Annotated in this window: 10 protein-coding genes; 5 read left to right on the forward strand and 5 right to left on the reverse strand. The window is 61.4% G+C overall.

All coding sequences use genetic code 11. The features are described 5' to 3' along the window. The first annotated feature begins 289 nt into the window (after positions 1 to 289). Genes ACR0EF_RS04365 through ACR0EF_RS04375 form a run of 3 tightly spaced genes read left to right on the forward strand, consistent with a single transcriptional unit; the run spans position 290 to position 3,401 of the window. Positions 290 to 1,306: a C4-dicarboxylate TRAP transporter substrate-binding protein gene (locus tag ACR0EF_RS04365; protein ID WP_170371601.1), complete on the forward strand. Its 1,017-nt coding sequence runs from the start codon at positions 290 to 292 to the stop codon at positions 1,304 to 1,306. A gap of 58 nt (positions 1,307 to 1,364) precedes the next feature. Then, complete coding sequence (locus ACR0EF_RS04370) at positions 1,365 to 1,994, forward strand: TRAP transporter small permease subunit (RefSeq protein ID WP_170371214.1); 630 nt, start codon at positions 1,365 to 1,367, stop codon at positions 1,992 to 1,994. A 3-nt stretch (positions 1,995 to 1,997) separates the two neighbouring features. Next, on the forward strand, positions 1,998 to 3,401 hold the full coding sequence (locus tag ACR0EF_RS04375; RefSeq protein WP_170371213.1) for a TRAP transporter large permease: 1,404 nt from the start codon (positions 1,998 to 2,000) through the stop codon (positions 3,399 to 3,401). Between the two features lie 172 nt (positions 3,402 to 3,573). On the opposite strand, the gene ACR0EF_RS04380 is transcribed toward ACR0EF_RS04375, so the two are convergent. Genes ACR0EF_RS04380 through rocF form a run of 3 tightly spaced genes read right to left on the reverse strand, consistent with a single transcriptional unit; the run spans position 3,574 to position 6,465 of the window. Beyond that, positions 3,574 to 4,614, reverse strand: coding sequence for an ornithine cyclodeaminase (locus ACR0EF_RS04380; protein ID WP_170371212.1), 1,041 nt, complete (start codon positions 4,612 to 4,614; stop codon positions 3,574 to 3,576). Between the two features lie 10 nt (positions 4,615 to 4,624). After that, positions 4,625 to 5,545, reverse strand: a complete 921-nt coding sequence (gene ctlX / locus ACR0EF_RS04385) for a citrulline utilization hydrolase CtlX (RefSeq protein ID WP_170371211.1) — start codon at positions 5,543 to 5,545, stop codon at positions 4,625 to 4,627. Then, positions 5,545 to 6,465, reverse strand: coding sequence for an arginase (rocF, locus tag ACR0EF_RS04390; RefSeq protein ID WP_170371210.1), 921 nt, complete (start codon positions 6,463 to 6,465; stop codon positions 5,545 to 5,547). Before rocF ends, ctlX begins: the two co-directional genes overlap by 1 nt. Positions 6,466 to 6,551: 86 nt before the next feature. On the opposite strand from rocF, the gene ACR0EF_RS04395 reads away from it, so the two are divergent. Beyond that, a complete protein-coding gene (locus ACR0EF_RS04395; protein WP_093961837.1) occupies positions 6,552 to 6,980 on the forward strand; it encodes an Lrp/AsnC family transcriptional regulator in 429 nt (142 codons plus the stop codon). 101 nt (positions 6,981 to 7,081) lie between these two features. Next, complete coding sequence (gene mprF / locus ACR0EF_RS04400) at positions 7,082 to 9,691, forward strand: bifunctional lysylphosphatidylglycerol flippase/synthetase MprF (protein WP_170371209.1); 2,610 nt, start codon at positions 7,082 to 7,084, stop codon at positions 9,689 to 9,691. Between the two features lie 3 nt (positions 9,692 to 9,694). Here the strand turns inward: mprF and ACR0EF_RS04405 are convergent, their stop codons facing one another. Continuing rightward, complete coding sequence (locus tag ACR0EF_RS04405; protein ID WP_170371208.1) at positions 9,695 to 11,287, reverse strand: efflux transporter outer membrane subunit; 1,593 nt, start codon at positions 11,285 to 11,287, stop codon at positions 9,695 to 9,697. 2 nt (positions 11,288 to 11,289) lie between these two features. Next, positions 11,290 to 12,435 (reverse strand): HlyD family secretion protein, encoded by a 1,146-nt coding sequence (locus tag ACR0EF_RS04410; protein ID WP_170357580.1) that lies wholly within the window; start codon positions 12,433 to 12,435, stop codon positions 11,290 to 11,292. Between the last annotated feature and the right edge of the window lie 8 nt (positions 12,436 to 12,443).

The raw sequence follows: 12,443 nt of genomic DNA on the forward strand, positions 1-12,443 counted from the left end.
GTTTGTAAACAAGTTTCCGTTTCTCGAGCCATTTTGTAAATTCGACCGAGTTGAGTTTGCGATAACATGATAAAAAACAATTATTTACAGATTATGGAGTTGTTAACGGCCCAGTGTGACACCTTTTCTCCTGTGGGTCGAACGTGTCGGCGGGGCTTTCTGGGCCGTGCAGAAATCAACGCTTTCACGGGTGCACCATTCGGGCGGCGGGGCTTGGCACGTGTCGATGTTGGCGCTAGCTTGACTCGCAAGCGCCCCGGGAGGGGGTGCACCAATGGGAGAGATCATTATGAACAAGATGTTGAGCGGAGCGGCCATCGCCGCCCTTGGCGTTGCTTTTGTTACCGAGGCGGCTGCGACCGAGTGGAATGCCTCGGTCTGGGGCAAGCGCCGCGCCTTCACCGAACATGTTGAGAAACTGGCCGAACTGGTCAGCGAGAAAACCGATGGCGCGTTCACCATCAACGTCAGCTATGGCGGCCTTTCCAAGCCCAAGGAAAACCTGGACGGCATCGAAATCGGCGCCTTCGAGATGGCCCAGTTCTGCGCTGGTTACCATCGCGACAAGAACCGCGCGATCACCGTCCTGGAACTGCCGTTCCTGGGTGTGAACACACTGGATGAGGAAGTGGCCGTCAGCCACGCGGTCTACGATCACCCTGCGGTCAAGGAAGAGATGGCTCAGTGGAACGCTCGTATCCTCATGACCTCGCCGATGCCGCAGTACAATCTGGTCGGGACAGGCGAGCCGCGTGACAAACTGGCCGAGTTCGAAGGTATGCGCGTTCGTGCGACCGGGGGCCTCGGTCAGGCGTTCGAGGCCGTTGGTGCCGTTCCGACATCGGTTCCGGCGACCGAAGCCTACAATGCGATGCAGTCCGGTGTTGTGGACACCGTCGCATTTGCTCAGCACGCACACCTGTCGTTCGGCACCATCAATGAAGCCGACTGGTGGACCGCGAACCTGAACCCCGGCACGGTGAACTGCCCGGTGGTCGTGAACATCGACGCCTATGAGGCGCTGCCGCCCGAGCACCGTGAGGCGCTGGACAGCTCGATCGACGAGGCGATTGACCACTACCTGACCAACTACGGTGAGCTGCTGAAAAAGTGGGATGGCGTGCTCGAAGAAAAGGGCGTTCAGAAAGTCATGATCGATGACTCGGTTCTGGACGAGTTCCGTGCCAAGGCGGCCGACCCGATCCGCGACCAGTGGATTGCTGACATGTCCGCCCAAGGCCTGCCGGCGCAGGATCTTTACGACCTGGTGCAGGCAACGCTGAAGCAGCAGCGCGGCGGCAACTGATAAAAAACAGCCGGGGGCTGAAACGCCCCCGGGATCATCTGGAACAGGGGACAACCGGATGGCAGGACACGCCACGGTATTGGAGGACGGCAGCCTCCTGAGCCGTCTCGACCGGCAATTGCTGCAACTTGAACGATTTCTGGCCCTTCTCAGCGGCATCGCCGTTTTCGGTTTGATGGTGTTGGCTGTTGTGTCCGTCAGCGGACGCAACGCGATCAACGCGCCATTGCCGGGCTATGTCGACTGGATCGAGCAGGCCATGCCTCTGATCGCGTTTCTTGGCATTTCCTATGTGCAGCGAGACGGCGGGCACATCCGCATGGACATCGTGATCGCACGGCTGCACGGGCGCGCAATGTGGTTGTTCGAGCTGATTTCGGTGGTACTGATCCTGGTCCTGATGTTGGCTTTGGTCTGGGGCAGCTGGTCCCATTTCGATCGATCGTTTGATTTCGGCGCACCGATGTGGAGCCGTGACAGCTCGATCGACATCGGTATTCCGATCTGGCCCGCCAAGCTGTTGGCGCCAGTTGCCTTCTCCGTTTTGTGTCTGCGGTTGTGTCTCCAGATCTGGGGGTATGGTCGGGCGTTCCTGTTGGGGCTGGAAACTCCGGTTGCGGTGCCGCTGATCCAGGACGCCGCCGCGCAGGCCGCGGCCGAAGCCGAGCAGTTTGAGAGGCAGGACTGACAAATGGACACGATTGAAATCGGCCTGTGGGTCACGGGCGGCCTGCTGGTTCTTGTCGTCGGGGGCATGCGCGTTGCGTTTGCCGCAGGCCTTGCAGGGCTGGTAGGGCTGGTCTGGATATTCTGGGCCAAATTCGGATACGACCCGGATCGGTTTGGTAAGGCTTTGACCGTTGCCGTCAAGACGGCGGGGCAGGTGCCGCATTCCAAAGTGGCCTCGCACACGCTCAGCCTGATCCCAACTTTCATCCTGATCGGATACCTGGCCTATTACGCGGGATTGACCCGGGCGTTGTTCGAAGCGGCCAAGCGCTGGGTCGCCTGGGTGCCGGGTGGCTTGGCGGTGTCCACGGTTTTCGCGACGGCCGGCTTTGCAGCCGTGTCAGGCGCGTCAGTGGCTACGTCGGCCGTCTTTGCCCGCATTGCCATCCCCGAGATGCTGGACGTCGGCTACAACAAAAGGTTTGCCGCAGGCGTCGTGGCCGCAGGCGGTACTTTGGCGTCGCTGATCCCACCTTCCGCGATCCTCGTGATCTACGCGATCATCGTCGAGCAGGACGTGGGCAAACTGCTGCTCGCCGGGTTCATCCCAGGTGCGTTTTCGGCGGTGATCTACGGACTGCTGATCATCGGTATAGCGGTTTTCTTCAAAAACGTGGGTCCGCCGGTGCGGGGCTTTACCTGGAAACAGCGCTTTGCCGCGTTGCCCGGTGCGCTGCCGATCTTCGCGGTAATCCTGATCATCATCTGTTTTGTCTACAACCCATTTGGTGACAAGGCGTGGGGAACGCCGACCGAGGGCGGCGCAATCGGTGCATTCATCGTGTTCTGCTTTGCGCTGTTTCACGGCATGCGCTGGACCGAGCTGAAGTCGGCGTTGTTGGAAACCGCCAAGCTGACGGCGATGATCTTCTCGATCATCTGGGGTGTCTTGATCTACGTGCGCTTTCTGGGTTTTGCCGACCTGCCTGGAGCGTTCTCGGATTGGATCACTTCCCTACATATGTCACCCATGCTGATATTGATCTGTATCCTGTTGGCCTATGCCGTGCTTGGCATGTTCATGGATGCAATCGGGATGCTGCTGCTGACACTGCCGGTGGTCTATCCTGCCGTCATGGCCCTGAACGGGGGCGAGGCGGTGAGCGCGGCCGACAGCGCATTCGGTATGTCCGGACCCATGTGCGCGATCTGGTTTGGTATTCTGGTGGTCAAGATGGCCGAGTTCTGTCTGATCACGCCGCCCATCGGCCTGAACTGCTTCGTGGTCGCTGGCGTGCGCCCGGACCTGAGCGTTCAGGATGTGTTCAAGGGCGTGGCTCCGTTCTTCGTCGCTGATGCGGTGACCATTGCGCTGTTGGTGGCGTTTCCGGCGATCGTTCTGTATCTGCCATCGCTTGCCGGCTGAGGTTTTGGGCAATCCAAGCACGGACTGTGATGCATGGCTCTGCCGCGCGCACAGAGATTTCTGGCTGCATAAAGCTTCGGTGCCGCAGTTGACCCAATAGCTCAGCCCCGTAAAGACTGAACGGGGGCAGCGCCCCCATCCGGCCTATAACGTCAAAATCGGGCGAAACGGCTCACTTGGCCCGCATGAGCATGCCAAACAGGTCGCGCGGATCGTCCGGGTCCGCCAGCATGTCCAGTGGCTCGAAGAACTCGGTTCCCTCGATCGCGTGCTTGACGTAGCGCAGGGCCGAGAAGTCCTCGATCGCGAAACCGACGCTGTCAAACAGAGTGATCTGCCGCTCGTCACGCCGACCTTCGGCCTGACCGGTGATGACCTGCCACATCTCGGTGACCGGGTGGTCGGGGTCCAGAGCTTGAATTTCACCTTCGATCCGGGTCTGCTCGGGGTATTCCACGAAAATGTCGGACCGCAGAAGAATGTCGCGATGCAATTCGGTCTTTCCGGGGCAGTCGCCTCCGATCGCGTTGATGTGCACGCCCGGGCCGACCATGTTGTCGGTCAGGATGGTGGCGTATTTCTTGTCGGCGGTGCAGGTGGTGATGATCTGCGCACCCTCGATCGCCTCTTCGGCCGAGCGGCACGAAACCACGTTCAAGCCGGTCCCTTGCAGGTTGGCCGCGCATTTCGCGGTGGCGGCGGGATCGATGTCATAAAGGCGAACGGTGTCAATTCCACACATGGCCTTGAAGGCCAGGCACTGAAATTCGGACTGCGCGCCATTGCCGATCATCGCCATCGTCGAGGCGTTTTTAGGGGCCAGGTACTTACCGACAAGCGCCGAAGTAGCCGCGGTGCGCAGCGCCGTCAGCATCGTCATCTCGGTCAAGAGGGTCGGATACCCAGTGTACACGTCCGCAAGCAGGCCGAACGCGGTAACGGTCTGCAGGCCTTCGGACGTGTTCTTGGGGTGGCCGTTCACATATTTGAACCCATAGGCCTCGCCGTCCGAAGTGGGCATCAGTTCGATCACGCCATGCGGGGAATGGGCCGGGATGCGCGGGGTCTTGTCGAAGCTCTCCCACCGTTTGAAGTCGTCCTCGATCTGGGCGGCGATCTCGGTGATCATTCTTTCGACACCGATGTGGTGGATCAGCCGCATCATGTTGTCGACGGATACGAAGGGAACAAGCGCCTTGTCGGAAGGTTGCATGGGGTCTCTCCTAGCGGCGTGACAGGTGGATGCCTGCGATCATGCAGCGCACCGACCCGCCGGCGGTTTCGATGGTGGGAACGGACAGCGGCAGCGGCGTCGCGCTGTCCTGGATGATCTCGATCTGATCAGGGCGCAGCGCGGCCAAAGCCCGGCTGGACAGCGCCAGAACCAACCCGTCACGGCCCGTCAATTCGATGGCGTTTCCGGCAAATTCGGCGATCTGGTCGTGGGTCAGGTCAATCACCCTGCGGCCGGATTCCTCGAGCCGCGCCTTCACGGTCGCGCGCCGCTCGGGGTCGGTGATCATGTCCAGGCATATCAGGGCGTAATGCGTGCCGATCCCCATCAGCACATTGGTGTGATAGACATCGCGGCCTTGCGCGTCGCGGGCCTCGAAGGCGATGGGCTCATAGTTGAAATGGGTGCAGAACCGTTCCAGCAGCACCGGGTCGGCGCGGTTGGATTTGACGGTATAGGCAATGCGCCCGACGTGATCGAGCACCATCGCACCGGTGCCCTCCAGCGCGAGGTTGTCCTGCTCGAGCCCGGAATAGTCGATCACGTCCTGAACGCGATAGTCGCGTTTCAGAATCTCGATCACATCCATCCGACGTTCGCGCCGGCGCGAGGGAACGAACATCGGATAGATCGCCACGTGTCCGCCCGGATGGGTCGAGAACCAGTTGTTCGGAAACACGCTGTCGGGCGTGTCGTTGTCGCCGAAATCGTCAAACACATGCACGGTCACGCCAGCGTCGCGCAGTTGCTCGACCGCGCGGTCATGCTCGTCGCGGGCCGCGGCCGAGGTCGCTTCGGCCGAGCGGTTGGCCAGCGTCTGGAACGCATTATCGTCGCGGGTCTCGGGGTTCGAGGCAAAGGCGTGTGGCCGGATCATGACCACGGCCGAAGGGGCCTGAAGGGAATGCATCAGAAGCTCCGGGTAATGCGGTCGAAGATGCGGCGCCCAAGCAGCGAGGCGGCCAGGTCGACCATAAGTTTCGCGGTGCGGCCGCGTTCATCGAGAAAGGGGTTCAGTTCGACCAGGTCCAGCGAGCAGACCAGCCCGCTTTCGTGCAGCAGTTCCATGACCAGATGCGCCTCGCGTTCGGTGGCGCCGCCGGGAACGGTGGTGCCGACGGCCGGGGCGATGGCGGGGTCCAGGAAATCCACGTCCAGCGAGACATGCAGAATGCCGTTCGCGGCGCGGACGCGGTCCAGAAAGGCCATCAGCGGAGCTTTGATGCCGTGTTCGTCGATGCTGCGCATGTCGGCCAGCATGGCGCGGTCTTTCTCCAGCGCGGCGCGCTCGGCCGGATCGACCGAGCGTAGGCCGATCATGCCGACGCGGTCGGTCGGAACGGGGGCCGCCAGCGCGGGGAAGGCGTCGAACCCGGGCTGGCCGGTGAAATAGGCGACCGGCGTGCCATGCAGGTTGCCGCTGCCGGTGCTGTTGGGTGTGTGGAAATCGCTGTGCGCGTCCAGCCAAAGCACGAACAGCGGGCGCCCGATCTGCTGCGCATGGGCGGCCATGCCAGAGACCGTGCCCATCGACAGGGCATGATCGCCCCCCATAAAGATCGGCAGACCTTGTTGGGCCGCCTGTTGCGCGACCCGTTTCAAAGCCCGCGTCCACCCTACGCATTCGGGTAGGGCAAAGAGGTGATCATGTTGCGGCATGTCGACAGTGTCCGGGCGGGTGTCGCCAAAGTCTGTGACCGTGTGCCCGAGGTCGGATAGAGCCTCGGCAATTCCGGCCACCCGGTACGCGTCGGGTCCCATCCGGCAACCCTGGCGCCGCTTGCCGACGTCCATGCCGGCACCAACGAGAATGACTGATTTGGTATCCATACGTTCATTTAGCGGTGCAATGCGGGTTGCGTGAAGGAGGCAAAATGCTCAAAATGAAATCTGAAAATCCAAATTGGAAACACGAAATGGACGATCTGGACAGCCGCTTGCTCAGCGCCCTTCACAGAGACGCTCGCGCGTCCCTGTCAGAGCTTGCAGAAGTGCTGGGTGTAACGCGGACGACCGTGCGCAGCCGGCTGCAGCGGCTCAAGCAATCGGGTGAGATTGTGGGCTTTACTGTCCTGACCCGTCGGGACGTCGCGCAAAGCCCGGTGCGCGGGTTGATGATGCTGGAAATCGAAGGGCGCGGGACCGAGCGCATCATGGCCCGGATCGCAGCCATGCGGCAGGTGCGGGCGGTGCATTCCACCAACGGCGGATGGGACCTGATCGCCGAGATCGGGACCGAAACGCTAGCCGAACTGGACGAGGTTCTGTTCCAGATCCGCCGCATCGAAGGCGTGACCCGCTCCGAGACCAATCTGCTTCTGTCCACTCGAAAAGGCCGCTTTTGAACCGCCCGCCATTCACCAGCGCGGCATAGCTTTGAATACCAAACGATTTGTGCAAGAGTTTTCCCGCAGGCTTGATCAAGCCCATGGGCAGGGAAATCAATATGAGCACAGCAGACCCAGGCGAAAACTCGCGGGCGGAGATCCTGATTGCCCGGGTGACCGGTCTGTTGGAGCAGCCGGTTGTCAGGTTGGCTATACCTGTGGTGATAACGCTGATCGCGTTGACGGTGCTGCACGACCTGTCGAGCCATGTGAAATGGTCGGACGTTCAGTCTGACATTGCCGGAACATCCTGGCGGGTGATGTTCCTTGCCGTGTTCTGGACGGCTTTCAGTTTTCTGTCTCTGTCCTTCTATGACGTCTTCGCCGTGCAGAGCGTGGCGGGGGGAACGGTCCCCCTTCGCATTGCGGCCATGGCCGGGGCCAGCGGCTATGCGGTGTCGAATTGCCTCGGATTTTCGTACATCACGGGCACGGCGATCCGCTATCGGATCTATGCGTCGCTGGGGTTGGATCTGGGACGGGTCGCGGGCGTGATCGCCACATCATGGGTGGCCTTCTGGATGGGCCTCATCCTGATCCTCGGCGGAATGATGACGCTTCATCCGGACGGGATCGCCCAAGCGTTGCCGATCAGCGGAACGCTTGAAACGGTCATCGGGGTCGCCCTGCTGGCCGGTCTGCTGGTGCTGTTTGTATGGCTAGCCAAAGGCGGGCGTCGGCTGTCCTTTGGCGGGGTGGGATTTGACCTGCCCGGAGGCAAGTTGGCCAGCCTTTTGACACTGGCCGCAATCGGGGATCTGTTCGGCGCGTCGATGGCTCTTTATGTTCTGATGCCCGACGATCTAGGCGTCGGTTATCCGTATTTCTTCACCATCTATATCTGCGCAATCGCAGTTGGGATTCTCAGCCATGCGCCGGGCGGAATCGGTGTGTTCGAAGCCACTTTGATCGCAGGGCTGGGGGCCTCGGGTCGGTCGGACGTGATTGCCGCCTTGCTGCTCTACCGGGTTGTCTACACGTTTTTGCCATTTGCCATCGCAAGCCTGTCGATCGCCGTCGCTTCGGCGCTGGCACACCGGCATCACATCAGCGGCGCGGCTACTTGGTTCTATCGGGCCGTCCGGCCAATCGTGCCGATGGTGGCTGCCGGTATCGCGGCAGTGGCCGGTGTGGTTCTTCTGGTGTCCGGCACCTTGCCTGCCAGCTCAACGAAGCTGGGGATCCTGCGCGAGTTTCTGCCCCTGTCCTTCGTCGAGGCATCGCATCTGGCCGGAAGCGCCATTGGCGTTCTGCTGCTGCTTGTGGCGCGGGGGCTGTACCGCAAGCTCTACCGGGCATGGATCGTTGCCATGATCCTGATGCTGGCCGGGTTCTTCGCGTCGCTGGCCAAGGGGCTGGATACGCATGAGGCCATCGGAATGCTTGCAGCCATCGGTTTGTTGGCCCTGTTTCGGGGGGCTTTCTACCGGGTCAGCGGCGCCTCCATCTTCCGACTGAACATTCCCTGGCTGGTCAGCCTGATCGCGTTGCTGGCGGTGATCTTCTGGATCGGGTTGTTCGCCTATTCCCATGTCGAATACGAAAATGCGTTGTGGTGGGAGTTTGCATGGAATGGCGATGCCTCGCGGTTCCTGCGCTCCAGCATGGTGGTGGCGGTCATCGTCGGGGTGGTGGCCGTGAACTCGTTGTTCGGACGTACGATCCCCGCACGTCAACGCACCGAGATCCCTGCGGCGGTCGGACGTCTGGCGCTGGCCAGCGAAGACACCGAGGCGCAGATCAGCCTGACCGGCGACAAACAGTTCCTGATCGCGCCAGATGAAAGCGCCTTTCTGGCCTATGCCGATTCCGGCAACGCGTTGATCAGCAAGGGCGAGCCTGTCGGCGATGAGGCCGCCGGCCAGCAGCTGATTTGGCAGTTGCGCGAAATGGCCGATGCCGAAGGCAAGCTCTGCGCATTTTATAGCGTGTCCACCAAGTATCTGCCTACGTTTCTGGACCTCGGGCTGTCGATCCTCAAGATCGGTGAAGTCGCCCGCGTTCCGCTGAAGGACTTCACGCTGGACGGAAAATCCCGCAAGCGGTTCCGTCAGGCCCGGAACCGGGCCGAGCGTGAAGGATATGTCTTCGAGATCATTCCCAAGGAACAGCTTGCACCGGTCCTGCCGGAGCTGCGCCAGATCTCGGATCACTGGCTGGAAGGCAAGGCGGGCGCGGAAAAGGGCTTTGCTCTGGGCGGGTTCGACGAGCAGTATTTGTCCTATTTCGATCATGCGGTTCTGAAGAACGGCGAGACGGGTAGGATCGTGGCTTTTGCCAACCTGTTTCAGGGCGGCAACAAGTCGGAATTGTCGCTGGATCTGATGCGCTACGAGCCCGACTGCCCCAGCTTTGTCATGGACGCTCTGTTCGCCGAGATGATGAACTGGGGCGCCGGCCAAGGGTTCCATTGGTTCTCGTTGGGGGCCGCGCCGTTTTCCGGGATCGAGAACCGGCAACTCGCCTCGCTCTGGAACCGGATCGGCGGTTTCGTCTACGAGCACGGCGAGCAGTTCTACCACTTCGAGGGGCTGCGCGCCTTCAAACAGAAATTCGACCCGGAGTGGAGCCCCAACTATCTGGCCAGCCCAGGCGGTCTGGCCGCGCCGCGCATCCTGTACGAGGTGAACATCCTGATATCTGGAGGCCTGACGGGCCTGACGAAATAGCGCTTAGTTCAGGCTTGCTCGTGTTGGGTCCTGCTGCAGCAGGTCCCCCCAATCGGTGCGATAGGACATCTCGGCCAGTACGGTTTCCGGCAGGAACTCCTGGTTCTGACGGATCTGCCAGCCCCCGCCCAGACCTTTGTAGACCGCGACCAGATTCGACGACACCTGCTGGCGCGCCTCGATCAGGTTGGCTTGCGAGCGCAGAAGCGCGGTCTGCGTGTTCAACACGCGGGAATAGTCGGCGATGCCGTCGCGATACTGGCTGACGGCGATGTCGGCAGCCTTGCGCGCTGCGTCGACGCTGCGTTGGTAGAACGTCACCTGCTTGCGCGCCTGGGCATAGGCGACCATGGCGCTTTCGACCTCGGAATAGGCGGTCAGCACGGTGTTCTGATAGTTGGCGATCAGCGCCTGATAGGCGGCGTCTTGCGCGCGCACGTTGTTCTTGATCCGCCCATAGTTCAGAACGTTCCAGACCACGCCGGCGCTGGCCAGACCCGTGGTGCTGTTCGAGCTGAACAGGTCGCGCCCGCCCGACGCCTGCAGGCCGATCGAGCCCGACAGGATGAACTGCGGATACAGGTCCGCCATGGCAATGCCCACTTGCGCCGATTGCGTGGCTGCGGCCAGTTCGGCCGCGCGAACGTCGGGGCGGCGGCGCAGCAGTTCGGCCGGAACGCCGACTGCGACGTTCGATCTTGCTGACGGAATCCGCCCGGACGTTCCCAGCAGACCGGTCATGCGCGACGGTGTCGTGCCCAGCAGAACCGCCAGCGCGTTCTTGGCTTGCTGCAGATCGCTTTCCAGCGTCGGCACCAGCGCCTTGGTGTTGTTCAGCAGGGCGGTGGATTCCTGCACATCCAATTCCGTCGTCACACCATTGTTGAACCGCAACTGGGTCAGATCATTGGCTTCCTGCTGCAGCTTGATGTTCTCGCGTGCGACGGCCAGCGACTCCTGCAGCGCGCGGATGTTGATGTACAGCGCGGCCACATCGCCCGTCAGCGTCACCAGCGCGTCGTCATAGTTGGCGACTTGCAGTGCCAGGTTCGACCGCGCCGCCTGCACGCCGCGTCGCTGCGCGCCCCAGACGTCCAGTTCCCACTGGGCGTCAAACCCCACCTGTGAGGTCGAAAACTCGGTATCCAGCGGAATGATCCGGTTGATATCGGCAATGGGACCGAGATTGTCGCTGATCCGGCGCCGCTCCAACGCGCCGCCCACGGCCTGAGACTGCGGATAGAGCTCGCCGAAGGCGATGCCCAGTTGCGCGCGGGCCTGCAACACTCGCGCGCCTGCGACTTGAAGGGTCAGGTTCTGGGCATAGGCCTCGGCCACCAGCTTGTTCAGGGTCGGATCATTGAAGCTCTGCCACCATTTGACCACGGGGGCGCTGCGTGATGTCAGCCCGCTGGCTTGGCTGGCGCTGGGGCTGTTGGCCTCCATCCACTGTTTCACGACCGGCGAGTTGGGGCGCACGAAATCCGGCCCGACCGGGGTGCATGCAAACAGCAACGCGGCGCTCAGCGCGGTGCCAACCAACATGTGGCGGCGGTTTCGTGGCCTGCGCGGATGGTCCGGGTTCATGTGTGTCATGCTCAGATATCCAACGGTCGGATGAAGTTGGCGAAGGAATAGAGGCGGATGTTGATGCGGCGCAGAAACTCGAAGCTTGTGCCTTGCCCGGTATAGATGGCCACGGCCGCGTGCCCGCCAGCGGGGAAGGTATGCCCTTCGGGGACGTCGACTGAAACCTGCACCGCGATGCGCCCGGGAATTTTAGGCAGCTCGAACCCCGGCAGGCGGCCAGAAGGCAGGTATTGCCCCTGCCGGGTGGCCCACCAGATGGCCTCGACCCTGCCGGTCAGAATTTCACCCGGATAAAGATCCAGCGCGACTTCGACGGGCTGACCGGGTTCGACGAATTTCAGGTTCTGCTGGCGGTATGTGGCCAGGATATAGGGCGAATCCTCAGTCACGAAGCTGGCGATGGCCCCAAGTCGGATATCACCGACCACAAGGCCGGGACGGGCCTGTTGCGAGACGATCATGCCGTTTTCAGGAGCGTAGATCGTTGTATTGTCGAGGAAATACTGTGCTTCGGCCAGCTGCGCCTTGGCCTGAAGGATACCGGTGTTCACTCCGTCGATCTGTGATTCCTGCGCAAGTTGCGCCTTTCTTAGATTGGCCTCAGCCTGTTTGACCGCAGCCTGATCTTCGGTCACTTGTTCGTTCCAGCGATCCAGCTCGTCCTGACGCGCACCCCCGGCAGGCACCAGGTTTTCATAGCGCGCCTTCTGCGTCATCGCATAAGCCAGCTGGGCATTGGCGCGCTCCACCGCCTCGGTCGAGGCGATCACGTCCTGTTCAAGGATTTTGGCGTTCTGCTCCGCAGCCACCAGTTGGGCCTGCGCGTTCTCGACGGCCAGCTTGAACACCGTGTCATCGAACCGGTACAGTGGATCACCCTTGGTGATGGGCGTGTTGGGTTCGACCAAGACCTCGGTCAGGATGGTCGGTTGTGTCAGTTTCGGCACGATCTGGATGGTGGACCGCACCACGTGGCTGTCGATCGAGAAGGGTTGGAAGAACCGGAGCGCGACGAGGAAGATCAACAGCAGATGGGCGCCGACCCAGAACGACACGATCCCCCAGACAATGTTGAACTTGAGCCATTGTGCTTTGAAGAAAATGAACCAGACAAAAATGATGTAGAAAAGCGTGATGCCGAGGGCGACGAACATAGTGGTGG

Source organism: Ruegeria sp. CG8 (genome assembly GCF_056537165.1).

What these genes read in the sequence shown, in the direction of transcription:
- ACR0EF_RS04365 (WP_170371601.1), top strand. Translation starts at nt 290, where the DNA reads ATGAACAAGATGTTGAGCGGAGCGGCCATCGCCGCCCTTGGCGTTGCT.
- ACR0EF_RS04370 (WP_170371214.1), top strand. Translation starts at nt 1,365, where the DNA reads ATGGCAGGACACGCCACGGTATTGGAGGACGGCAGCCTCCTGAGCCGT.
- ACR0EF_RS04375 (WP_170371213.1), top strand. Translation starts at nt 1,998, where the DNA reads ATGGACACGATTGAAATCGGCCTGTGGGTCACGGGCGGCCTGCTGGTT.
- ACR0EF_RS04380 (WP_170371212.1), bottom strand. Translation starts at nt 4,614, where the DNA reads ATGCAACCTTCCGACAAGGCGCTTGTTCCCTTCGTATCCGTCGACAAC.
- ctlX (WP_170371211.1), bottom strand. Translation starts at nt 5,545, where the DNA reads ATGCATTCCCTTCAGGCCCCTTCGGCCGTGGTCATGATCCGGCCACAC.
- rocF (WP_170371210.1), bottom strand. Translation starts at nt 6,465, where the DNA reads ATGGATACCAAATCAGTCATTCTCGTTGGTGCCGGCATGGACGTCGGC.
- ACR0EF_RS04395 (WP_093961837.1), top strand. Translation starts at nt 6,552, where the DNA reads ATGGACGATCTGGACAGCCGCTTGCTCAGCGCCCTTCACAGAGACGCT.
- mprF (WP_170371209.1), top strand. Translation starts at nt 7,082, where the DNA reads ATGAGCACAGCAGACCCAGGCGAAAACTCGCGGGCGGAGATCCTGATT.
- ACR0EF_RS04405 (WP_170371208.1), bottom strand. Translation starts at nt 11,287, where the DNA reads ATGACACACATGAACCCGGACCATCCGCGCAGGCCACGAAACCGCCGC.
- ACR0EF_RS04410 (WP_170357580.1), bottom strand. Translation starts at nt 12,435, where the DNA reads ATGTTCGTCGCCCTCGGCATCACGCTTTTCTACATCATTTTTGTCTGG.